The organism is Spongiibacter sp. C9W, from assembly GCF_057370015.1.
The window spans coordinates 1,686,803-1,709,456 of record NZ_CM170672.1 but is presented as its reverse complement, the minus strand read 5'-3'; the positions used below and the strand labels follow the sequence as shown (position 1 = coordinate 1,709,456).

Below are 22,654 nucleotides of genomic sequence, written 5' to 3'. Positions count from 1 at the left end.
TTTAGGCGATGGCGTACAACGAGCAGAAAGACAAAGCAAACACAGAAGGCCTCCAGGAAAAACTGGTTCAGGTTAACCGTGTTGCCAAAGTGGTCAAGGGCGGTCGTATTTTCAGTTTCACCGCGCTGACCGTGGTAGGTGACGGCAACGGCAAAGTGGGTTTCGGCCGCGGCAAGGCTCGTGAAGTGCCTGTCGCCATCCAGAAGGCAATGGAAGCGGCTCGCCGCAACATGGTCCAGGTGGATATCAAGGGCGATACCCTGCAATACGCAGTAAAAGGTGTTCATGGGGCCTCTAAGGTCTACATGCAGCCGGCGTCAGAAGGTACTGGTGTTATCGCCGGTGGTGCGATGCGTTCTGTGCTTGAAATTGCGGGTGTACACAACGTACTCGCCAAGTGCTATGGGTCTACCAACCCGGTAAACGTAGTGCGTGCAACAATTAAGGCACTGCAAAGTATCTCTTCTCCTGAAGAAGTCGCAGCGAAGCGCGGCAAATCGGTAGAAGATATCCTGGGCTAAAAAAGGGGCAGGATTCATTATGAGCAAGATTAAAGTTACACAGGTCCGCTCAGTAGCGGGCCGATTGAAGGCTCACAAAGCCTGCGTTGCGGGCCTGGGTCTGCGTCGCATTGGTCACACTGTCGAAGTGGAAGACACTCCTTCAGTACGTGGCATGATCAATAAAGTTAACTATCTGATTCGTGTTGAGGGTTAAAAAATGAGCGAGTTGCGTTTAAACACGCTGAGCCCCGCCCCAGGTCGTGTTAAAGACGGCAAGCGGGTTGGACGCGGTATCGGTAGCGGCTTGGGTAAAACTGCGGGTCGTGGCCACAAAGGTCTGAAGTCTCGTTCAGGCGGTAGCGTACGTCCTGGTTTCGAAGGCGGCCAAATGCCTTTGCAGAAACGCCTGCCGAAGTATGGTTTTACTTCTCGCATGGCCTCTGTAACCGCACAGATTCGTACTTCTGAGCTGAATGCTGTTGGCGAAGATGTTGTCGATCTGGATGCGTTGAAGCGTGCTGACCTGGTGTCAAACAACATTGAGAGAGCGAAAGTCTTTCTCTCTGGTGATGTGACCAAGGCTGTTACAGTTAAAGGTTTGGCTGTGACTAAAGGCGCCCGCGAAGCTATCGAAAAAGCTGGCGGCAAAGTCGAAGAATAGGGAACTATAACCCATGGCGAAATCCAGTCCTTTGACAACTGGAAAGCAGTCCGGACTAGGCGAGCTTATGGCTCGCCTTCGTTTTCTGTTGTTGGCGATAATTGTCTATCGCATCGGCACCCACATTCCGGTGCCCGGCATCAACCCGGATCAACTCGCCGCCCTGTTTAATCAAAATCAGGGTACGGTTCTTGGCCTGTTTAATATGTTCTCTGGTGGTGCACTAGAGCGCATGAGTATTCTGGCTTTGGGTATCATGCCTTACATTTCTGCATCCATTATTATGCAGCTAATGTCCGCCGTGAGCCCGCAGCTGGAAGCCCTTAAGAAGGAAGGTGAAGCCGGCCGCAGACAAATTAGTCAGTACACCCGCTATTTGACGGTGGTGTTGGCCTTATTGCAAGCGACAGGTATGACGGTTGGCCTGGCTAACCAGGGCCTCGCCTTTAATGCGGATATCAGCTTTTACTTCACCGCGGTGGTTTCTCTGGTAACGGGCGCTGTCTTCATGATGTGGCTCGGCGAGCAAGTCACCGAGCGAGGTATCGGTAACGGTATTTCTATGCTGATTTTCGCCGGTATTGTTGCAGGGCTGCCTTCGGCTGTTGGGCAATCTTTGGAGCAGGCTCGTCAAGGCGAGTTGAACGTACTGGTATTGCTGGCGATTTTGGTTCTGGCAGTTGCGGTAATTTACTTGGTGGTCTTCATCGAGCGTGGCCAGCGCCGCATCACGGTGAACTACGCCAAGCAGCAACGCGGCAATCGGATGTATCAGGCTCAGTCAAGCCATTTGCCTCTGAAGGTGAACATGGCCGGTGTTATACCTGCTATTTTCGCATCCTCGATTCTGCTGTTTCCTGCGTCTATCGCGCAGTGGGTAGGACAAAGTAATGAGGGTATGGAGTGGCTGCAAGAGTTGGCATTGGCTATTGGGCCCGGTCAACCACTCAATATCATTCTATTTACAGCCTTGATTGTCTTCTTCTGCTTCTTCTACACCGCGTTGATGTTTAACCCGGATGAAGTCGCGGATAACTTGAAGCGTTCAGGTGCTTTTTTGCCAGGTATTCGCCCTGGTAAGCAGACGGCAAGTTACATTGATGATGTGCTTACTCGCCTGACAATGTTTGGTTCGCTATATATCGCCGGTGTCTGCCTGCTGCCACAGTTTTTGGTAGTTATGTGGAACGTTCCGTTCTACCTGGGTGGTACATCGCTGCTGATCGTAGTGGTCGTGGTTATGGACTTCATGGCACAAGTACAGTCGCACATGATGTCTCACCAATACGACTCGGTGATGAAAAAAGCTAACCTGAAAAATTACGGTAGCGGCGCCCGCTAATCGCGGCGCAGCAATTTGTTTGGAGTGTCGTCATGAAAGTTCGTGCATCGGTAAAGAAAATTTGCCGCAACTGCAAAATCGTTCGTCGCAAAGGTGTTGTTCGCGTTATCTGTAGCGCAGAGCCACGTCATAAGCAGCGGCAGGGCTGAGCAAAATTTGGTCGCTGGGCTTGAAACCCGGCCCGGTTGTAGATAGACTACGGCGCCTTTCGCGCGGGGTCTGTTCATCTGGCCAGATTTTGTCAAGCGTTAAAAGTTAAAGCTTTAATTGGAGTAATCTGAATGGCTCGTATTGCGGGTGTTAACATACCAGATAACAAGCATGCCGTTATTTCGTTGACTTATATCTACGGAATTGGTCGCACAACTGCTAAAAAATTGTGCGCGGGCAACAACATTGCGGAAGACGCGAAAATCGCTGACCTGACTGAAGAGCAGCTCGATTCACTGCGTAACGCAATTGCCAAAATGACGGTAGAAGGCGATCTGCGCCGCGAAGTATCTATGAACATCAAGCGTCTGCTGGACCTTGGCTGTTTCCGTGGGCTGCGTCACCGTAAGGGTCTTCCCCTGCGTGGTCAGCGTACGAAAACTAACGCGCGTACTCGCAAGGGTCCACGTAAGCCGATTCGCAAGTAATTGCGAAGCAGCAAAGCGCCTTTAGTGTAGCTACACCACTAGTGTAGTGTTGATATTAGAAGCAGGAAGTAAACATGGCTAAACCAGGCAAGCAAGCGCCTCGCAAGAAGGTCAAAAAGACCGTTGTCGATGGCGTCGCGCATATTCATGCGTCATTCAACAACACCATTATCACCATTACAGATCGCCAGGGAAACACGCTGAGCTGGGCAACAGCTGGTGGTAGTGGTTTCCGGGGTTCGCGTAAAAGCACCCCCTTTGCGGCACAGGTTGCAGCAGAGCGCGCGGGTAATGCTGCGAAAGACTACGGTCTTAAAAATCTTGACGTGGAAGTTAAAGGTCCCGGACCTGGCCGTGAGTCGGCTGTTCGCGCTTTGAACAACTGCGGCTACAAGATCACCAACATCACAGACGTGACGCCCATCCCCCATAATGGTTGCCGTCCTCCCAAGAAACGTCGCGTGTAATTAACAGTTGAGGAATAGTTAACATGGCTAGATATTTAGGCCCGAGCTGTAAATTAGCAAGACGGGAAGGCACTGACCTGTTTTTGAAGAGTGGCGTTCGTCCTCTGGATTCTAAGTGCAAAGCCGAAAACGCTCCCGGTATGCACGGTGCGCGTCGCGGACGTTTGTCCGACTACGGCGTTCAGCTTCGCGAAAAGCAAAAAGTTCGTCGTATGTACGGTGTTCTGGAAAAGCAATTCCGTAGCTACTACAAGAAAGCGGCAAGCAAGAAGGGCGCAACTGGTGAAAACCTGCTGCAATACCTCGAAGGCCGTTTGGACAATGTTGTATACCGTATTGGTTTCGGTTCTACTCGTGCCGAAGCGCGTCAGTTGGTATCACATAAAGGTATCCTCGTTAATGGCCAGACTGTTAACGTACCGTCTTATCAGGTTCAGCCTGGTGACGTGATTAGCCTGCGTGAAAAAGCGAAGAAGCAACTTCGTGTTCAGTCCGCACTTGCACTTGCAGCACAGCGCGGCGACGTGTCTTGGATTGATGTAAACAGCGACAAAATGGAAGCGGTTTACAAAAATGCACCAGACCGTAGCGACTTGTCTTCAGAGATCAATGAACAGCTGATCGTTGAGCTTTACTCGAAGTAAGTTATTTCCGGACATTCTCACTACAGGTGATCTATGCAAAGTGCAGTGAATGAATTTTTAACACCGCGAGTGATCCAGGTTGAAGAGCAGGGTCAAACTCGCGCGAAAGTCACCTTGGAGCCGCTTGAGCGTGGTTTTGGGCATACCCTGGGTAACGCCTTGCGCCGTATTTTGCTGTCTTCAATGCCTGGTTGTGCGGTGACCGAAGCTGAAATCGACGGTGTGTTGCACGAATACAGCGCAATGGAAGGTGTTCAGGAAGACGTTATCGAAATCCTGCTTAACCTGAAAGAAGTGGCGGTGATTCTTCATGGTAAAGACCAAGCTGTATTAACACTCAGCAAAAAAGGCGAAGGCCCGGTAACTGCTGGTGATATTCAGACTGACCATGAAGTTGAAATCGTCAACCAGGATCACGTCATCGCCAACCTGAATTCTGGTGGCGAGCTGAATATGCGCCTCACGGTTGCTCGCGGTCGTGGCTATGTCCCCGCCGACGTTCGCAACGGTGGCGAGGAAGAGACACGCTCTATCGGTCGTTTGCAGTTGGATGCTAGCTACAGCCCAATCAGCCGCGTTAGCTACGTTGTAGAAAATGCGCGGGTAGAGCAGCGCACCGACCTCGACAAGTTGGTACTGGATCTCGAAACCAACGGCACCATTGATCCTGAAGAGGCGATCCGTCGCGCGGCGACTATTCTTCAGCAGCAGCTGGCGGTGTTCGTTGATCTTGAAAGCGAAGGTGAGAAAGAGCCCTCGCGTGAAGAGAACGAAGTCGATCCTATCCTGCTTCGCCCAGTCGACGATCTCGAGTTGACCGTGCGCAGTGCGAACTGTCTGAAAGCTGAAAATATTTACTACATCGGTGACCTGGTACAGCGTACCGAAGTTGAGCTTCTGAAAACGCCGAACCTAGGCAAGAAGTCTCTAACTGAAATCAAAGATGTATTGGCTTCTCGTGGCTTGTCATTGGGCTTGCGCCTAGACAATTGGCCACCGGCTAGCCTGAGAAACGACGACCGGGTTCTTGCGTAAGCATTGAGCCGAAGATTATTTTGCTGAGATAGCAACGTTTATTAAAGGAAAAAGCCATGCGTCATCGTCATAGCGGCCGTCAACTGAACCGCAATAGCTCGCATCGCAAAGCGATGTTTCGCAATATGACGGCTTCATTGGTAGAGCACGAATTGATTAAAACGACTCTGCCTAAAGCCAAGGAACTTCGCCGTCACGCGGAGCCACTGATTACTCTCGCAAAAACAGATAGTGTTGCAAACCGCCGTTTGGCCTTTGCGCGTCTGCGTAGCGACGAGGCAGTGGGTAAGTTGTTCAACGAGCTTGGCCCGCGTTACGCGGCTCGCCCAGGCGGTTACATTCGCATTATGAAGTGTGGTCTGCGTACTGGCGACAAAGCTCCTATGGCTTACGTCGAGCTAGTTGATCGCCCAGTTGCGGATGAGATCGAAGACGACGAAGAGTAAGCTCTTCGCTGTTTCGACAGCATAAAAAAGCCGGCTATGCCGGCTTTTTTTATGCCTGTTGATTAGTAATAGCTTGCCGTATTACTTGAGCATGGGTTTTAAAAAGCGCCCGGTGTGGGACGCGGCAACTTGTGCAAGTGTTTCAGGGCTTCCCTCGGCGATGATTTGACCGCCACCGCTGCCGCCTTCGGGCCCCAGATCAACAAGCCAGTCGGCGGTCTTAATAACATCGAGATTGTGTTCGATGACCACCACGGTGTTACCGTGGTCACGCAGCCGGTGGAGTACCGTCAATAGCAGTTGAATGTCCTCGAAGTGCAGGCCGGTGGTTGGCTCATCGAGAATGTAAAGGGTTTTGCCGGTGTCGCGCTTGGAGAGTTCTTTGGCAAGCTTTACGCGCTGCGCTTCACCACCCGACAGGGTTGTTGCCGCCTGGCCCAGGCGAATATAGCTCAGGCCGACGTCCATTAGCGTTTGAAGCTTTTTCGCAATAGCTGGCACATTTTCGAAGAAGCTGTTGGCGTCTTCGACGGTCATCTCCAGCACTTCGTGGATGTTTTTTCCTTTATATAAAATGTCGAGTGTCTCGCGATTATAGCGTTTGCCCTGGCAAACCTCGCAGGCGACGTAGATGTCTGGCAGGAAATGCATCTCCACCTTAGTAACCCCGTCACCTTGGCAGGCTTCGCAGCGGCCGCCCTTGACGTTAAAGCTAAAGCGGCCAACTTTGTAGCCTCTGGATCGCGCCTCCTGAGTGCCGGCAAAAAGCTCCCGGATAGGGGTAAAGATTCCGGTATAGGTCGCCGGGTTGGAGCGAGGGGTTCGGCCTATTGGGCTCTGGTCGATGTCGATGCATTTATCGACGAGGTCCAAGCCCTTGATGTCGCTATATGGTGCGGGTTTCAGCGTGGTGGCGCCGTTCAACACAGTCGCCGCAATCGGGTACAGGGTGTGGTTGATCAGCGTTGATTTCCCTGAGCCTGAGACACCGGTAATGCAGGTCATCAAGCCCAAGGGGATATGCAAGTCGACGTCTTGGAGGTTGTTGCCTATGGCGCCCTCTAGGTGAATGTAGCGTTCGGGATCCGGCTGGTGACGCGCTGTGGGGATCGCGATACAGCGTTTCCCGGACAAATAATCGCCAGTAAGGGATTGCTCACTGCTCAGTATGTCGTCCAAGCTTCCCTCTGCCACGACTTGGCCGCCGTGAACACCTGCCCCGGGGCCGATATCAATAATGTGGTCGGCAGTGCGTATCGCGTCTTCATCATGTTCAACAACAATGACGGTATTTCCGATATCGCGCAGGTGGCGCAGGGTGTTGAGAAGTCGTTCGTTGTCGCGTTGGTGCAGGCCTATCGACGGTTCATCCAGGATATACATCACGCCTACGAGGCCTGCGCCGATCTGACTGGCGAGACGGATGCGCTGTGCTTCACCCCCTGAAAGGGTATCGGCGCTGCGGTCGAGGCTCAGGTAATTCAGGCCAACATCCACCAGAAAGCGCAGGCGGTCGTTGATCTCTTTCAATATTTTTTCAGCTATTTGTGCCCGGCGACCGCTCAACGCTAAATTTTCGAAATACTGTTTGGCGGCGCCCACCGGCATCGAGGCAATATCGGGCAGCGTTTGCTCCTCGATAAAGACATGCCTGGCTTCCTTGCGCAGCCGCGTGCCCTGACAGTCCGGGCACGCGTGAGTGCTCAGGAATTTACTCAGGTCTTCGCGTACGGTCTGCGATTCGGTGTCTCGATAGCGGCGTTCCATATTGGGAATAACGCCTTCGAAGCGGTGCTTGCGTTGGAAGCTGTCGCCGCGATCATTGATATAGGTAAAGCTGATCTCCTCGTCACCGCTGCCGTGCAAAATGCGCTGCTTATTTGCTTTGCTCAGGGATTCGAAGGGCGCGTCAATGTCGAAATCGTAGTGTTCGGCCAGTGACTTCAACATATGAAAATAATAAACGCTGCGCCGATCCCAGCCGCGGATCGCCCCTGTGGAGAGGCTGGCCTCGGGATGCTGCACAATGCGTGACTCATCAAAGAATTGTCTAACGCCGAGTCCGTCGCAGCTGCCACATGCGCCGAGCGGGCTGTTGAAGGAAAACAGTCTGGGCTCTAATTCGCTTAAGCTATAGCCACAGTGAGGGCAGGCAAATTTAGCGGAGAAGCTAAGCTCTGCTTTGCTTGGGTCATCCATGTCGGCAACGCTGGCAATGCCGTCGGTGAGCTCCAGGGCGGTCTCGAAAGACTCGGCCAGACGTTGGGCTAAATCGCTGCGCACTTTGAAGCGGTCGACTACTACGTCTATGGAATGTTTCTTTTTCTTATCGAGCGTGGGGGCGTCATCCAAATCGACGACGATGCCGTCGATACGCGCACGCACGAAACCCTGGCTGCGTAGTTTGTCTAGCACATGAAGGTGTTCGCCTTTGCGGTTTTTGATCACTGGGGCGAGCATCATCATCTTGCTGCCCTCGGGAAGAGATAAAACGGTGTCGACCATTTGGCTCACCGTCTGTGCGGCCAGTGGCGCGTCGTGATCGGGGCAGCGCGGTTCGCCGGCGCGGGCGAACAGCAGGCGCAAGTAGTCGTAGATCTCGGTGATGGTGCCCACGGTCGAGCGCGGGTTGTGAGAGGTCGACTTTTGCTCAATAGAAATGGCTGGCGACAAACCGTCGATGTGGTCGACATCGGGTTTTTCCATCATGGACAGGAACTGCCGTGCATAGGTCGACAGCGACTCAACGTAGCGCCGCTGGCCTTCAGCGTACAGCGTGTCAAAGGCGAGGGACGATTTGCCAGAGCCAGACAAGCCGGTGATGACAACCAGCTTGTCACGGGGAATCTCCAGGTCGATATTCTTCAGATTGTGGGTGCGAGCACCGCGAACGATAATCCGATCCATTACAAACCCCGATAAAACAAACCCAACATTATACGGGGCGGAATCAAGGCGGCGCAAAGGCCAACTGGTTTTTTAGGGGGCGGCAAACTGGTAGACTACCGGCCGTTACTTCATTGATCACCGCTCGGGAATTTTCCGCACTTGAACTCCTCCATGTCTGCGCTGGAGCGTCGCGCTGTTGCAGCGTTGGCCTGTTTATACGTATTCCGCATGCTCGGCTTGTTTATGCTGCTGCCGGTTTTGCCTCTCTATGCTGCGGACTACGCTTTTAGCACACCGGTTTTGGTTGGTCTTGCGCTGGGTATCTATGGCCTCGGGCAGGCTGTGCTGCAAATTCCGCTCGGTATGCTGTCGGACAGGATTGGTCGCAAGCCGGTTATCGTGGCGGGCTTATTATTGTTCGCCGCTGGCGGTGTGCTTGCAGCATCTGCTGAATCGATATTTACGGTGATATTTGGTCGGCTTATGCAGGGGGCGGGGGCAATAGCCAGTACGCTTACGGCGACCGTTGCCGACTTAACGCGAGAGCAGCACCGCAGTAAGGCGATGGCCGCAATCGGTGTCAGCATTGGGGTTTCCTTCGCAGTAGCAATGGTGGTTGGCCCCGGCGTCGCGGCCAGCTTTGGTGTTCCGGCGTTATTCTTGTTGACCTCGGCGCTCGCTATTCTTGGGGTGGTGGTGGCCGTGTTTGTGGTGCCGTCCTCGCGCATCCAGTCTCGCGACCCGAGCGCCCGACCATTGGCAAGCTTGTTGTTGCGCTGTATTCGCAGCCCGTCTTTGATGCGTTTGAATGTGGGGGTTTTCGTCCTGCATATGGCCATGATGGCACTATTTTTGGTGTTGCCAGCTCGCCTTATGGAGCTGGGGCTGGCACCTGCCGAGCATTGGATGGTGTACTTGCCTGTTATGGCCGCCGCGTTTGTGTTGATGGTTCCGGCATTAATTGTTGCCGAGAAAAAGTCATGGCAGGCGGTGATTTTACGCCTTGCGATCGCCCTCTTGGCGGGGGTATTGCTGCTCGCGTCGGTATTACCATTCTCTTTGGTTTCGGTCTTGGCAGTGTTGCTGCTGTTCTTTACGGCTTTTAACTACCTCGAAGCATCCTTGCCTGCGTTGTTGAGTCGCAGCGTATATGCGGGGGGCAAGGGCACGGCGATGGGCGTTTTTGCCAGCTTCCAATTTATGGGCGCGTTTTGCGGCGGTGCGCTAGGGGGATGGGTGCTGGGACACTGGGGAGAAGCTGCAGTATTTCTTGCGGCGGGTCTTGCCGGTTTACTGTGGCTGGCGTGCACCGTCGGCATGGTGCTTCCTGTTCAGAATATTAGCGTTACCTTAAGCTGGCCGCAGGGCGGTTGGGGGTATGAGCGTTTGCGAAACGAGGTATTGTGTCTGCCGGGCACATTAGACGTGACGGTCTTTGAGGACGAGCGCCAGGCCTATCTGCGAGTATCCAAGGGCTTTGATTTAGCTCAGTTGCCCGCGGAGCTTTACCGCCGGGACTAATGACGGGTTCCGGCAGAATCCGGTATAGTGGTGACTGTCATTTGGCAGGCCGCAGACAGTAATAATAGGAGAGTGCGCATGGCGCGAGGTATCAACAAAGTTATCTTGGTGGGGAATCTTGGCCAAGACCCAGAGACTCGATATATGCCTTCTGGGGGAGCCGTGACAAATGTCACCATCGCGACCAGTGAGACGTGGAAGGACAAGCAAACTGGCCAACCGCAAGAGCGTACAGAATGGCACCGGGTGGTGTTCTTCAATCGGCTGGCTGAAATCGCGGGTGAGTATTTGAAAAAAGGCTCAAAGGTCTACGTTGAGGGATCTCTGCGCACTCGCAAATGGCAGGATCAAAGTGGCCAAGACCGTTACACCACCGAGATTGTTGCCGCTGAAATGCAAATGCTCGACAGCCGTAGCGGTGGTGGCATGTCTGGTGGATATGGCGACGATGGCTACTCCCAAGCGCCGGCGCCTCAGCAGCGTCGCCAAGCAGCACCTGCTCCATCAGCACCGCAGCGCCAAGCCCCTCCGCAACAGCAAGCGCCCGCTCAGCAAAACGCCCCTGCTCCTGGTTTTGACGACTTTGATGACGATATTCCGTTCTAAGAGATGTCTTCGCAGTTGGTGAGCGCCGATGGACGGCGGCGGGATTAACGTCCCAGAAAAGTGTTGTGCAATGTCTAGGTGAAGGCGGCAGTGGGCGAAACGGTGAGCGTGTTATTACTCTGTGAAGACTCCGCGTTAGCGGCGGCCCTGCAAGCGCAGCTGAACTCCCGGGGCCGGGAATTGCTGCAACTAAAGCCCTCTGAATTATTGGCGCAACCGCACTTGGCCGACGGTGCGATTCTCGTTAACGCCCTTTTAACACCGGGCGAACCCGTCACTGACGCCGTCGTTGATATTCAGGCGGAGCTAATAAGTGCTTTAGGCCCGAAACTGCGGTGTTATTTGGGGCTGAGTGATGCCCGGGTTGTCGCGGCGTTGGATCGCGAAGAGCCGGTGGCAGAAAATGCCACCCCAGCCCCTCAAGGTCGGGATGCTGTCCGTCTGGCGGCAATGGAAGAGCAGATGCTATCTGCGCCCTTGCAGGCGCTTATCCTGCGCACGGGGCCACTTATTGCGACCGACGGTGATAATTTACTGTCTGTCTTTATCAAAGCGCTTAAAGCGGGCCAAGCGCTTGGTCTTGATGATTCTCAGCAGAGTGCTCCGACGCCGGTTGGTGACCTTGCCCGGGTGTTGTCGGCAATGATTGACCAGCTTTCCTGTGGTGCGCTGTGCCGGGGTATCTATCACTATCAAAGCAGCGGTGCCACTAGCGCCTATGCATTTGCCGAAGTGGCCTACGCCCATGCCGGGCAATATCTGGCGACTCCTCCCGATATTTCAATTGATGGCGATGGCTGGGGGTGGGTGACGGATTCGCGGGTACTCCGCTGTGAGCGTTTATTGCGTAATTTCGGCATTAAGCAATTAGCGTGGCGGTCCTGGTTGCCCAAAATGATTAAAACCCTTTGTGAGGATGATTGCGATGAGCGCCTCTGACGCGTTTTCAGCTCTGTCGATCGCGGTGCTGACCGTATCGGATACTCGAGATGAGGCTTCTGATAGCTCCGGGCACTACCTATGTACTGCTCTGCAAGAGGCCGGTCACCGGCAGGCGGATAAGCAGATAGTGAAAGACGATATTTATCAAATTCGCGCTGCGCTATCCGCTTGGATCGCCGATGAAAACATCGACGCTGTGCTGGTCACTGGTGGTACCGGATTTTCTGGCCGGGACTCCACGCCAGAGGCGGTGTCGGTACTTTTTGACAAGCACATTGAAGGCTTTGGCGAGGTCTTTCGCGCCGTGTCTTACGAAGAAATTGGCTCGTCGACCATCCAGTCGCGAGCCCTTGCCGGCTTTGCTAATAATACCGTGATATTTTGCATGCCAGGTTCTACGGGGGCATGCCGAACCGCGTGGGCGCGGCTTATCGCGGAGCAGCTCGATAGCCGTCATCGCCCCTGCAATTTTGTGGGTGTGTTAAATACTCGCAGAGGTCACTAATAATGGCGCTGCGCCCGGTGGCGGAAGTACAGGCTGAGTTACTGGCAGATGCGAGCCTGTGTGGGGATGAGCGCTGTGATCTGAATGCCGCATTTGGGCGCATTCTTCGGGAGGATATTGTCGCGGCAACAGATGTGCCGCCGGCGGCCAATAGCGCGATGGACGGCTATGCATTGCGGGTCGCTGATCTTGCCGAAGGGCGGACCCTGCCTATCAGCCAGCGTATAGCGGCGGGCCATGCCCCCGATGCCTTGCTGCCGGGAACTGCGGCGCGAATTTTTACCGGTGCGGTTATTCCGCCGGGGGCAGACTGTGTTGTTGCTCAGGAGGATTGCCAGAAATCCGACGAGGGCGTTGAGATTGCGATAACGCCAGTATCTGGCCAGCATATTCGCCCGCGTGGCCAGGACATCGCTAAGGGGGCTGTTGTCGTAGCGCGCGGTCGCAAGCTAGGCGCCGCGGACCTCGGCTTGTTGGCCTCCGTTGGGGTGCCGGCCTGTCGTGTTGCCAAACGCTTAAAAGTTGCCTTGATGTCGACTGGGGATGAATTGCGAGAGCCCGGCGAGGCGCTCGGCATCGCGCAAATTTACAATTCCAATCGGCCGATGCTGGCTGCGCTGATTTCAGCAATGGGCGGTGAGCTTATCGACCTGGGAATTGTCCCCGATACGGCAGAGGCGACTGCGGAGGCCTTGGCTCAAGCGGCTGAGTTGGCCGATGTAGTAATAAGCAGTGGTGGTGTCTCTGTCGGTGAGGAGGATCATGTTAAGGCGCAGATAGAGCGCTTGGGTGAGCTCAAGGTGTGGAAACTGGCGATTAAGCCGGGTAAGCCCTTGGCCTACGGCCGAATTGCAGGCGTGCCGTTTTTTGGTTTGCCGGGCAACCCGGTGTCGAGTTTTGTCACCTTCTGCCTGCTCGTCAGGCCGTATTTGTTGGCCATGCAAGGCGTCAGCGACCCGATGCCCGACGTCGTTCAGGCGAAGGTGGACTTCGAATGGCCAAAGCCAGGTAGTCGGCAGGAGTATCTGCGTGTGCGCCTGAAGGGGGGCGTGCTGAGCTTGCATCCGCAGCAAAGCTCCGGGGCGCTAAGTTCAGTGGCGTGGGCGAATGCGTTGGCAATTGTACCGCCGGGTACAACCTTTGAGCGTGGAGAGGTTATCGATTGCCTTTCTTTCGCTGAGTTGGGTGCCTAGAGCGAAAAGAATAACCGTACTTGGCATACAAAAAAGCCCGCAGAAGCGGGCTTTTTTATGCGCAAGTGCTTTTGGGTTAGTCGTTAACTCGACTAAACACCAGGCTCGCGTTAGTGCCACCAAAGCCAAAGCTGTTAGACATAATGGTATTGAGCGTCACGTTTTCGCGCTTTTCTGTTGCAATTGGAATGCCGGCGGCTTCCGAATCCAGCTCCTCGATATTGGCGGAAGCGGCAATGAAGTTATTTTGCATCATCAGTAGCGAGAAGATGGCTTCTTGAACGCCGGTAGCCCCCAGAGAGTGCCCGGCCAGTGACTTGGTTGAACCGATAACGGGGATGGGGTGTTCGCCATAGGCCTGTTTAATGGCCTTGAGCTCCTGCATATCGCCGGCCGGCGTCGAGGTGCCATGTGAGTTGATGTAGTCGACCTCACTGCTGACATTTTGCAGGGCCAGGCGCATGCATCGCGCCGCGCCTTCGCCACTCGGGGCAACCATGTCATAGCCGTCGGAGGTGGCGCCGTAGCCGACTAATTCGCCATAAATTTTCGCGCCGCGCGCTTTGGCGTGCTCGAGTTCTTCCAGAACGATCATGCCGGCACCGCCAGCAATAACAAAGCCGTCGCGGTTAGCATCATAGGGGCGGGAGGCCTGCTGGGGGGTGTCGTTGTACTTCGTAGACAGCGCCCCCATGGCATCAAACAGGCAGCTCAGCGACCAGTGCTCTTCTTCGCCGCCGCCGGCAAAAACAACATCTTGTTTACCCAGCTGAATCAGTTCCGCAGCGTTGCCAATGCAGTGTGCGCTGGTGGCGCAAGCTGAAGAGATGGAGTAGTTGACACCTTTTATTTTAAAGGGGGTGGCCAGACAGGCAGATACGGTGCTCCCCATGGTTTGGGTAACCCGGTAGGGCCCAATACGTTTTACGCCGCGCTCGCGCAGTGTATCGGCAGACTCAATGAGGTTGGCGGAAGAGGCGCCACCAGAGCCCGCAATAATGCCGGTACGCTCGTTGTCGATATCCTTGTCTTCAAGTCCGGAGTCGGCAATCGCTTCTTGCATGGCGATGTAAGCATAGGCTGCCGCGTCGCCCATAAAGCGCAGTTGCTTGCGATCAATGTGGGCTTTTAAATCCAGGTCTTTAATGGAGCCTGAAATATGGCTGCGAAAGCCCATTTCCTTGTAGGTGTCGTTATGTGTGATGCCGGATGCACCATTTTGGAGCGAAGCCAAAGCTTGTTTGATGTCGTTGCCAATGCTGGAGACGATACCCATCCCCGTAACTACAACACGTTTCATGTCTACCTCGTAGCGTATGTTTGTTCTGTCAGTGAGTCTTGTTTGCCACGCTAGTGGCATTGTTATTACGCGAAGCTGGCGTCGTCTTTGAACAGGCCAACCCGCAGATCTTTAGCGGTGTAGATAACTTTCCCGTCGACAGCGACCTCGCCGTCGGCGATACCCATAACCAGTTTGCGTTCAATGAGTCGCTTGAAGTTGAGTGTGTAGGTAACGAGTTTGGTGTCGGGTAAAATTTGTCCAGTGAACTTAATTTCGCCGGCACCCAGCGCGCGGCCTTTGCCACTGTTGCCGCGCCACCCGAGGAAAAAGCCCACCAGCTGCCACATGGCATCGAGCCCCAGGCAGCCGGGCATGACCGGGTCGCCAACAAAGTGGCAGTCGAAAAACCATAGGTCGGGGTTGATATCGAGCTCGGCGATCAGTTGGCCTTTGCCGTATTCGCCACCTTCGCCGCTAATATGAGTGATGCGGTCTAACATGAGCATATTGTCGACGGGAAGGCGGGGGTTGCCCGGGCCAAAGAGCCGGCCGTGGCCGCAATCAATGAGTTCTTCTTTTGTAAAGCTATTTTTATGGGTAAGAGACATAAGAAAAAGACTTGCCAGTGAGAAATTTGTAGCGCGCATAGTAGCATAAGGGCCTGCTGAGCACACAAAAATGTCAACATTGGCCTGATCATTGCTGTAATAATTTGGTAAGCAGGGCAAAGTAGGCTACGCGGTGATTGCGAATCTGCAGTACTGCTGGGAAAATTTACCCACATGATGGCCTTGCTGCGAGGCTGGATAATCGAACAACAAAAATTGGATAAATAATATGATCAGGAAATGTCTCTTTCCGGTTGCCGGCTACGGTACCCGCTTCCTACCCGCGACGAAGTCGATGCCCAAAGAAATGCTGCCGATCGTCAACAAGCCACTGGTTCAGTACGGTGTTGAGGAGTCTATTGAGGCGGGGCTTAAGCAAATTGCTCTGGTAACGGGTCGCGGTAAGCGCGCCATTGCTGATCACTTCGACATTAGTTTTGAGCTTGAAAACCAAATAGCGGGCACCAGCAAAGAGTCCTACTTGACCAGTATTCGGAAAGTGTTGAGCGAAGGCACTTTTATGATGACGCGCCAGCGCGAAATGAAAGGCTTGGGGCACGCCATTCTTACCGGTGAAAGCCTGGTGGGCAATGAGGCCTTCGGCGTTATCCTTTCTGATGACCTGTGCGTGAATCCGGGCGAAGATGGTGTGATGGCGCAAATGGTGAAGCTGTACAACCAGTTCCGCTGTAGCATTGTCGCTATCCAGGAAGTGCCAATGGAGAACATCGAGAAATACGGTGTTATTGCCGGCGATGATATGGGTGGTGGTCTCTACCGAGTAAAAGATATGGTTGAGAAGCCCAAGGCTGAAGACGCGCCGAGTAACCTCGCCGTTATTGGTCGCTATATTCTAACGCCCGATATTTTCGATATTTTGCGCGACACTCCTCCGGGTAAAAACGGCGAAATTCAGCTGACAGATGCACTGATGACCCAGGCTCAAAACGGCTGCGTGCTGGCGTATAAATTCCAAGGCCGCCGATTTGACTGCGGCAGCGTGCCCGGATTTATCGAAGCGACAAACTACGTCTACGAAAACATCTATCAAGACGGGCAGGGTTGATTCATGGTGCAAGAACTAAGCTGTTTTAAGGCCTACGATGTTCGCGGTCGCATCCCCGATCAGCTCAACGAAGATATTGCCTACCGCATTGGTCGCGCCTTTGCTGAGGTGATCAAGCCAAAGAAGGTTGTCGTTGGGCACGATATTCGCCTGAGTAGTGAGGCAATAAAAGCAGCCGTTTCTAATGGCTTGCGCGATGCAGGGGTCGATGTGTACGACATCGGCCTGTGTGGAACAGAAGAAATTTACTTTGCCACGTCGCATGCAGAAATGGATGGCGGTATTGCCGTCACCGCGAGCCATAATCCCAAAGATTATAACGGCATGAAGTTCGTGCGTGAGGAGTCGAAGCCAATCAGCGGCGACACTGGCCTGTTGGATATTAAAGCCCTTGCTGAGAAGAACGAATTTTCAGCCCCGGCAGCGGTGCGTGGCCAGCTTCAGTCGCTTGATACGAGTGCGGCCTATGTCGAGCACTTGTTGAGCTACGTAGATGTATCTGACCTCAAGCCGCTCAAAATCGTCGTCAATGCCGGCAATGGTGGCGCTGGGCGTGTGGTTGATTTGTTGGAACCGCATTTGCCGTTTGAATTTATTCGTGTTCATCACGAAGCTGATGGCAACTTCCCGAACGGCGTGCCGAACCCTCTTTTGGTGGAGAATCGTCAACCCACTATTGATGCCATTAAGGCGCACGGTGCTGACCTGGGTATTGCCTGGGACGGTGACTTTGATCGCTGTTTCTTTTTCGATGAGCGCGGCGAGTTCATCGAAGGCTATTACGTTGTGGGCTTGCTTGCCGAGACCTTCCTGCTGAATGCTCCAGGCGAAAAAGTGGTTCACGACCCGCGTTTAACCTGGAACACCGTGGATATTGTTCAGGCGCGCGGCGGCGAGGCGGTACAGAGCAAAACCGGTCATGCCTTTATTAAAGAACGAATGCGCAAGGAAAATGCGGTTTACGGCGGTGAAATGAGTGCCCACCACTACTTCAGGGACTTTGCTTACTGCGATAGTGGCATGATTCCCTGGTTGCTGGTTACTCAGCTGATGTCGGTGAGGTCTGCGGCCTTGTCGTCGCTGGTCGAAGAGCGCGTTGCCAAGTTTCCCTGCAGTGGTGAAATTAATCGCGAGGTCGACGATGCGCGCGCCAGTATTGCTGCCATTGAAGCAAAATATGCCGAGCAGGCTAGCAGCGTTGATTATACCGACGGTCTGAGTATGGATTTTGACGGCTGGCGGTTTAATGTGCGCATGTCCAACACCGAGCCGGTTGTACGCTTGAACGTTGAGAGTGAGGCGGACATGGCGCTGATGAAGCAGAAAACAGAGGAGCTGCTAACCCAGCTATAAGCGCGGTTTCTGTTGCTTGTTAGAAAGCCGGGCATAGCCCGGCTTTTTTGTTTCTGTGGTGAGTGCGTCCGGTTATTAGCTATTGGCGCGTCGGGCTCGCTCGATGAGTTGCGCTGTCGAGCTGTCGGGGGTGGTGTCGCTGTCTGTGTCGCCTCGGAGGCTCCCCAGTAGTTGGTGGCTTAACTGCTTGCCAAGTTCTACCCCCCATTGGTCAAAGGGGTTGATGTCCCAGATGAAGCTCGCGCAGATCAGTCGATATTCGTACAGCGCGATCAAATTGCCGAGTGCGCGGGGGCTGAGCTCGTCCATCAAAATTGTGGTACTGGGGCGGTTGCCTGGCATGGCTTTATGTTTGGCAAGTTGTGCGGCCTCGTCAGGGCTGAAGCCGTCCCGTAGTAGCTCTTGCTCCACCTCTTTGGCAGATTTGCCCTGCATAAGCGCTAGGCTTTGTGCAAAGCAGTTCGCCAGTAAGGCTTGCTGTTGGTCGAGAGCTTTGCCACTGTTTTTGAGCGTGGCAATAAAGTCGCAGGGAATGATGTCGCTGCCTTGGTGGAGTAATTGGTGGAAGGAATGCTGGCCATTGGTGCCTTCGCTACCCCATATTACGCCGCCGCTCTGTTGCGGCAGGGCGTCGCCGCTACGGTCCACCGTTTTTCCGGCGCTTTCCATAAACAGCTGCTGGAGATAGTCGGGGAGCTGCTTGAGGCGGTTGCAGTAGGGCAGGATGGCGTGAGAGCTGATATTCCAGCTGTTGCGATACCACACATCCAATAGCGCGAGTGTAGCAGGCAGGTTGCTCTCAAGGCTGCTGCTTGCCATGTGCTCGTCAACTTCCGCGCCGCCTAGCAATATTTCCGAGAAGCAGGGCCAGCCGTAGTTGGCGGCGACGATAAGGCCAAAGCCAGACCAGACGGAAAAGCGCCCGCCTACCCAGCTCGGCACGGCGAGGGTGAGGTCTGGTGCAATCCCCAGCTTGGCAGCGGCGTCGGGGTTGGCGGTTATGGCAATAAAATGCCTGCTGATATCCTGCCCCGGTAGAGCCTGTTCCAACCAGCGCTTTGCCGCTGCGGCATTGGCTAAGGTTTCTTGCGTGCCGAAAGATTTCGAGGCAACGATGAAGAGGGTGCTCTCGGCGGGCAAATCGGCGAGGGCTTCGTTGGCGCAACTCGGATCAATATTGGCTAAAAAGCGGCATTCAAAAGCGGCTTCTGCACTCTCTTTCAGGGCTTCGGTAAACAGGCGCGGGCCAAAGTCAGAGCCGCCGATACCGATGTTGACGATATGGCTGTAGGGTTTGCCGGTGCAGCCACACAGTTCGCCGCTGCGCAGGCCTGCGCTGATCGCCGCCATGTTTTCGTACATTGTGTGAATCGCGGGATCGCTGCTGTGTTGGGAGTGCGCCCATGTTCGCAGTGCGGCGTAATTTGCACTGCGTTGTTCTGTGTTGTTGCACAGCGCGCCGCTGCGCATAGCGTTAAGCTTTTCCGGTAGGCCTGCATCGAGGGCGAGGGCATGTAGGGCTTTGGCAATGTCGCTATCGATATGCTGCTTTGAGTAATCGATAAACAGGGCGCCCAACTCCGCGCTGAATTGCGTGCTGCGATCCGCATGTTCGGCGAAGCGTTGTTTTAATGGTTGCTTTGAGCACGCACTCTTGAGTGAGGCGAGTGTTTGCCAGATTTCGCCTCGGCGACTCGGTGTTGCTGGTGCCACTGATTTCTCCCGTTCTTCCGTGGTGGGCGCTCTTCGCATTATCGCAGCCCATTACTGCCGATAATAACGCAATATTCATACCGTTATATGAAATCGCCGTCCTTTTGCGACCGCTGCCTAGCTTTTTCTTTGAAGGGCCAGTTCGCACAGCTTGCTAAGAGCGTCTTTGTGGGCGCTCGGCGGGAGGGACTGTAGTGCATGAATAGCAGCCTGGCTGTATTTCTGGGCGGCATCTCGGCAATAGTCTAGAGCGCCGCTTTGCTTAACGGCTGCAACAATGCTGTCAAGCTCGTCCGCCGACTTTTCACTAATGGCACGTTGAACTTGCTGCTTTTGTGTAGCGCTACCGTTCTGCAATATGAAGATCAGTGGCAGGGTCGGTTTGCCCTCTGCCAGGTCGTCGCCGACATTTTTACCAGTCTCGGCGGGGTCGCCTTCGTAGTCCAGAATGTCATCAATCAGCTGGAAGGCAATGCCGAGATTTAAGCCGTAGTCATACAGGGCTTGTTGTTGGCTACTTTGTTCTGACAGCAGCGCGGCGCCCGAGCACGCGGCCGCGAATAACACAGCGGTTTTGCTGCGAATGACATTGAAGTAAGTGTCTTCATCGGTGTCGGGGTTGCCTGCCCTCGCGAGCTGAAGTACCTCGCCCTCGGCAACGGTATTGGTCGTGTCAGACAGTAATGCCATGAGCGGCATGTTGCCAATGCTAACCAATACCTGAAACGCGCGTGAGTAAAGGAAGTCGCCAACCAGAACGCTGGGTGCATTGCCGAATTCAGCGTTGGCCGTCGGTCGTCCCCGGCGCAGTGCAGAAAGGTCTACAACGTCGTCGTGCAGCAAGGTCGCTGTGTGGATAAATTCAATAACGGCTGCTAGGCGAATGTGGTCGTGGTCAATCTTGCCGAGCGCGCCGGCGCTCAGCAGGCTGAGAAGGGGGCGCAGGCGTTTGCCGCCAGCATCAATAATGTAATGGCCAATGTTCTCCACAAGGGCGACTCGGGAGTGCAATTGCTCGACGATAAAATCGTTGACGGAGTTGAACTCGCTATCTACGACCTGGCGGATATGTTGCATGGACTTATTGACTTGCGGCGGTGGAATCGGCTGGCATCGTATGGGGGGTGGGCTAGGCTGTCAAGTTGAGCGTACCTGAGGCTGAGCGCTGGATAAAGCACTTGTGTTTATTGGCTGAAGCCAGTAAAATTCGCGCCCCTGAAGCAAAACCGCCCAGCCCGGCTTAAAAGTGAGGTTGCAGCGGTGCCTGGACTTGTCCCACGGCCGGTAAAAGCTGGTGGTGGCCAAACACTCAATATGCATTGCAAGCAGGCTCTTGGAGATTATGCCCATGTACGCAGTTATTGAAAGCGGTGGTAAGCAGCACCGTGTAGTTGAGGGTGAAACCCTCAAGTTGGAAAAAATTGAAGTCGCCACTGGTGAAGCCATTACTTTTGATAAAGTACTGATGGTTAAGAACGGTGAAGAACTCAAAATCGGTGCGCCCTATGTTGAGGGTGGTAAAGTGACTGCAGAGGTTATCTCTCAAGGTCGTCACGCTAAGGTGAAAATCGTTAAGTTTCGCCGCCGTAAGCACAGCATGAAACAAGCCGGTCACCGCCAGTGGTTCACGGAAGTGAAAATCACTGGTATCAGCGGCTAAGAATACGAGGAGAGACTCATGGCTCACAAGAAAGCTGGTGGTAGTACCCGTAACGGACGCGATTCCGAGAGTAAACGCCTTGGTGTTAAGCGCTACGGCGGTCAGGCTGTTAGCGCAGGTAGCATCATCGTGCGTCAGCGTGGCACCAAGTTCCATGCGGGCGAAAACGTAGGCTGCGGAACAGACCACACGTTGTTTGCAAAAGCAGACGGTGTAGTGAAGTTTGAAGTTAAAGGCCCTAAGAACCGCAAGTTCGTCAGCATCGTCGCTGCGTAATTTCCGGCTCTATTGGTTCGCAAAGCCTCGTCGGTTGACGGGGCTTTTTTGTTTCTGTACACAACATAACGGGCTGTGTCAGTCACCGAGGTTAAGGTAATGAAATTTGTCGATGAGGCGGTAATCCGCGTAGCCGCGGGGCGCGGGGGCAATGGTTGTCTCAGTTTTCGTCGCGAAAAATATATACCCCGAGGTGGCCCGGATGGTGGAGACGGCGGCGATGGCGGAAGCATTATTCTGCGCGCAGACTCCGCCAGCAATACCCTGGTGGACTACCGCTTTGTAAAGCATTATCAGGCTCAGTCTGGCGAGCCTGGGCGTGGTGGCAATTGTCGGGGTAAGAGCGGCGAGGATCTGGTGTTGATCGTTCCGGTAGGGACAACCGTGATTGATGAAGACACTCGCGAGGTCTTGGGGGATCTTATCGAGGCGGGCGATGAGCTAAAGGTCGCTCAGGGCGGGTTTCACGGCCTGGGGAATACGCGCTTTAAATCCAGCACCAATCGCGCGCCGCGCCAGTTTACGCGCGGCAGCGACGGCGAGATACGAAGCCTGCGGTTGGAGCTGAAGGTGTTGGCTGACGTCGGGTTGTTAGGCTTGCCGAATGCGGGTAAATCGACCTTCATTCGCGCGGTGTCTGCGGCAAAGCCAAAAGTTGCCAACTACCCCTTTACTACCTTGGTGCCCAATCTGGGGGTGGTGAGTGTGCAGCCCCATCGCAGCTTCGTGATTGCGGATATTCCCGGTCTGGTGGAGGGGGCAGCCGACGGGGCTGGCCTTGGTATTCGTTTTCTGAAACACCTAACGCGGACTCGCTTGCTGCTGCATATTGTTGATATGGCGCCCTACGATGGCTCTACGCCTGAAGAGGCGGTTTCGGTGATCACCGAAGAGCTCAAGCAGTTTAGCCCGCTGTTGGCTAATCGCGATCGCTGGCTGGTGCTGAATAAAATTGACCTGCTGCCAGAGGAGGAGCGCGAGGCGCGCTGTCAGGCGGTGGTTGATGCGCTGGCGTGGGAAGGGCCGGTATACAAAATTGCGGCAATCTCCGCTGAGAATACCAAGCGCCTTTGTCAGGACATTCTGGCCTTTGTTGAGGCGCAGGCCGAGCGCTTGAGTGAGGACCCGGACGCTGCGGAGCGCGAGCGAGAAATTCAGGAGGCAATGCAGCAAGAGGCGCGTGACCGTATTGCGGCATTGCATGCAGCCAGAAAGGCGCGCCAGCAGGCTGACGGCGATGAAGATGATGGCGATGACGGCGACGATGATGATTATGATGTTGAAGTGGTCTACAGGCCTTGAGG

25 protein-coding genes are annotated in these 22,654 nt (G+C 54.3%); 20 read left to right on the top strand and 5 right to left on the bottom strand.

Going from position 1 to position 22,654, the window contains the following annotated elements:
* Nucleotides 1-8 precede the first annotated feature (8 nt).
* From rpsE to rplQ, 10 genes are all read left to right on the top strand, one after another.
* Nucleotides 9-521: a 30S ribosomal protein S5 gene (gene rpsE, locus AC2Q8J_RS08095; protein ID WP_027874880.1), complete on the top strand. Its 513-nt coding sequence runs from the start codon at nt 9-11 to the stop codon at nt 519-521.
* Between the two features lie 19 nt (nt 522-540).
* Nucleotides 541-717, top strand: coding sequence for a 50S ribosomal protein L30 (gene rpmD / locus AC2Q8J_RS08090; protein WP_027874881.1), 177 nt, complete (start codon nt 541-543; stop codon nt 715-717).
* Between the two features lie 12 nt (nt 718-729).
* Nucleotides 730-1,164, top strand: coding sequence for a 50S ribosomal protein L15 (gene rplO / locus AC2Q8J_RS08085; protein ID WP_204995350.1), 435 nt, complete (start codon nt 730-732; stop codon nt 1,162-1,164).
* Between the two features lie 13 nt (nt 1,165-1,177).
* The gene (secY, locus tag AC2Q8J_RS08080; protein ID WP_027874883.1) at nt 1,178-2,506 is read left to right on the top strand and encodes a preprotein translocase subunit SecY; all 1,329 of its coding nucleotides are present in this window, start codon (nt 1,178-1,180) and stop codon (nt 2,504-2,506) included.
* A 32-nt stretch (nt 2,507-2,538) separates the two neighbouring features.
* Nucleotides 2,539-2,655, top strand: a complete 117-nt coding sequence (gene rpmJ / locus AC2Q8J_RS08075; RefSeq protein ID WP_084495682.1) for a 50S ribosomal protein L36 — start codon at nt 2,539-2,541, stop codon at nt 2,653-2,655.
* A 132-nt stretch (nt 2,656-2,787) separates the two neighbouring features.
* On the top strand, nt 2,788-3,144 hold the full coding sequence (gene rpsM, locus AC2Q8J_RS08070; RefSeq protein WP_027874884.1) for a 30S ribosomal protein S13: 357 nt from the start codon (nt 2,788-2,790) through the stop codon (nt 3,142-3,144).
* Nucleotides 3,145-3,218: 74 nt separating this feature from the next.
* Entirely contained in the window at nt 3,219-3,611 is a 393-nt protein-coding gene (gene rpsK, locus AC2Q8J_RS08065) for a 30S ribosomal protein S11 (protein ID WP_022960548.1), read from the top strand.
* A 23-nt stretch (nt 3,612-3,634) separates the two neighbouring features.
* Entirely contained in the window at nt 3,635-4,255 is a 621-nt protein-coding gene (rpsD, locus tag AC2Q8J_RS08060; protein ID WP_027874885.1) for a 30S ribosomal protein S4, read from the top strand.
* A gap of 33 nt (nt 4,256-4,288) precedes the next feature.
* Entirely contained in the window at nt 4,289-5,290 is a 1,002-nt protein-coding gene (locus AC2Q8J_RS08055) for a DNA-directed RNA polymerase subunit alpha (RefSeq protein WP_027874886.1), read from the top strand.
* A gap of 56 nt (nt 5,291-5,346) precedes the next feature.
* The gene (rplQ, locus tag AC2Q8J_RS08050) at nt 5,347-5,736 is read left to right on the top strand and encodes a 50S ribosomal protein L17 (RefSeq protein WP_027874887.1); all 390 of its coding nucleotides are present in this window, start codon (nt 5,347-5,349) and stop codon (nt 5,734-5,736) included.
* An 81-nt stretch (nt 5,737-5,817) separates the two neighbouring features.
* Here rplQ and uvrA read toward each other — a convergent pair whose 3' ends face one another.
* Nucleotides 5,818-8,643 carry an excinuclease ABC subunit UvrA gene (gene uvrA, locus AC2Q8J_RS08045; protein ID WP_286837316.1) on the bottom strand — a complete coding sequence of 942 codons (2,826 nt, stop codon included), beginning with the start codon at nt 8,641-8,643 and terminating at the stop codon, nt 5,818-5,820.
* Between the two features lie 153 nt (nt 8,644-8,796).
* Between uvrA and AC2Q8J_RS08040 the strand changes: the two genes are divergently transcribed.
* The 5 genes from AC2Q8J_RS08040 (at nt 8,797) to AC2Q8J_RS08020 (ending at nt 13,392) form a co-directional block, all read left to right on the top strand.
* Nucleotides 8,797-10,146, top strand: coding sequence for an MFS transporter (locus tag AC2Q8J_RS08040; protein ID WP_288363891.1), 1,350 nt, complete (start codon nt 8,797-8,799; stop codon nt 10,144-10,146).
* Nucleotides 10,147-10,224: 78 nt separating this feature from the next.
* Complete coding sequence (gene ssb, locus AC2Q8J_RS08035) at nt 10,225-10,752, top strand: single-stranded DNA-binding protein (RefSeq protein WP_027874890.1); 528 nt, start codon at nt 10,225-10,227, stop codon at nt 10,750-10,752.
* A 102-nt stretch (nt 10,753-10,854) separates the two neighbouring features.
* Nucleotides 10,855-11,691: a sugar nucleotide-binding protein gene (locus AC2Q8J_RS08030; RefSeq protein ID WP_486452599.1), complete on the top strand. Its 837-nt coding sequence runs from the start codon at nt 10,855-10,857 to the stop codon at nt 11,689-11,691.
* Nucleotides 11,678-12,199 (top strand): molybdenum cofactor biosynthesis protein B, encoded by a 522-nt coding sequence (gene moaB / locus AC2Q8J_RS08025; RefSeq protein WP_486452598.1) that lies wholly within the window; start codon nt 11,678-11,680, stop codon nt 12,197-12,199. The genes AC2Q8J_RS08030 and moaB overlap by 14 nt, the downstream gene beginning before the upstream one ends.
* Nucleotides 12,200-12,201: 2 nt before the next feature.
* Nucleotides 12,202-13,392, top strand: a complete 1,191-nt coding sequence (locus AC2Q8J_RS08020; protein ID WP_486452597.1) for a molybdopterin molybdotransferase MoeA — start codon at nt 12,202-12,204, stop codon at nt 13,390-13,392.
* Nucleotides 13,393-13,468: 76 nt separating this feature from the next.
* On the opposite strand, the gene fabB is transcribed toward AC2Q8J_RS08020, so the two are convergent.
* Both fabB and fabA read right to left on the bottom strand, forming a co-directional pair.
* Nucleotides 13,469-14,692 carry a beta-ketoacyl-ACP synthase I gene (gene fabB, locus AC2Q8J_RS08015; protein ID WP_204995047.1) on the bottom strand — a complete coding sequence of 408 codons (1,224 nt, stop codon included), beginning with the start codon at nt 14,690-14,692 and terminating at the stop codon, nt 13,469-13,471.
* A gap of 65 nt (nt 14,693-14,757) precedes the next feature.
* Nucleotides 14,758-15,282, bottom strand: a complete 525-nt coding sequence (gene fabA, locus AC2Q8J_RS08010) for a bifunctional 3-hydroxydecanoyl-ACP dehydratase/trans-2-decenoyl-ACP isomerase (RefSeq protein WP_286837609.1) — start codon at nt 15,280-15,282, stop codon at nt 14,758-14,760.
* Between the two features lie 229 nt (nt 15,283-15,511).
* Between fabA and galU the strand changes: the two genes are divergently transcribed.
* Both galU and AC2Q8J_RS08000 read left to right on the top strand, forming a co-directional pair.
* On the top strand, nt 15,512-16,348 hold the full coding sequence (gene galU, locus AC2Q8J_RS08005; protein WP_204995049.1) for a UTP--glucose-1-phosphate uridylyltransferase GalU: 837 nt from the start codon (nt 15,512-15,514) through the stop codon (nt 16,346-16,348).
* 3 nt (nt 16,349-16,351) lie between these two features.
* Nucleotides 16,352-17,701 carry a phosphohexomutase domain-containing protein gene (locus AC2Q8J_RS08000; RefSeq protein ID WP_486452596.1) on the top strand — a complete coding sequence of 450 codons (1,350 nt, stop codon included), beginning with the start codon at nt 16,352-16,354 and terminating at the stop codon, nt 17,699-17,701.
* Between the two features lie 75 nt (nt 17,702-17,776).
* Here AC2Q8J_RS08000 and pgi read toward each other — a convergent pair whose 3' ends face one another.
* Together pgi and AC2Q8J_RS07990 are read right to left on the bottom strand one after the other, a co-directional pair.
* Nucleotides 17,777-19,414: a glucose-6-phosphate isomerase gene (gene pgi / locus AC2Q8J_RS07995; RefSeq protein WP_486452595.1), complete on the bottom strand. Its 1,638-nt coding sequence runs from the start codon at nt 19,412-19,414 to the stop codon at nt 17,777-17,779.
* 117 nt (nt 19,415-19,531) lie between these two features.
* Nucleotides 19,532-20,491 carry a polyprenyl synthetase family protein gene (locus tag AC2Q8J_RS07990; RefSeq protein WP_286694252.1) on the bottom strand — a complete coding sequence of 320 codons (960 nt, stop codon included), beginning with the start codon at nt 20,489-20,491 and terminating at the stop codon, nt 19,532-19,534.
* 271 nt (nt 20,492-20,762) lie between these two features.
* Between AC2Q8J_RS07990 and rplU the strand changes: the two genes are divergently transcribed.
* The 3 genes from rplU (at nt 20,763) to cgtA (ending at nt 22,652) form a co-directional block, all read left to right on the top strand.
* Nucleotides 20,763-21,074 carry a 50S ribosomal protein L21 gene (gene rplU / locus AC2Q8J_RS07985; RefSeq protein ID WP_027874901.1) on the top strand — a complete coding sequence of 104 codons (312 nt, stop codon included), beginning with the start codon at nt 20,763-20,765 and terminating at the stop codon, nt 21,072-21,074.
* Nucleotides 21,075-21,092: 18 nt separating this feature from the next.
* Nucleotides 21,093-21,350: a 50S ribosomal protein L27 gene (gene rpmA / locus AC2Q8J_RS07980; protein ID WP_204995052.1), complete on the top strand. Its 258-nt coding sequence runs from the start codon at nt 21,093-21,095 to the stop codon at nt 21,348-21,350.
* Nucleotides 21,351-21,449: 99 nt separating this feature from the next.
* Nucleotides 21,450-22,652 carry an Obg family GTPase CgtA gene (cgtA, locus tag AC2Q8J_RS07975; protein ID WP_204995053.1) on the top strand — a complete coding sequence of 401 codons (1,203 nt, stop codon included), beginning with the start codon at nt 21,450-21,452 and terminating at the stop codon, nt 22,650-22,652.
* Nucleotides 22,653-22,654 lie beyond the last annotated feature (2 nt).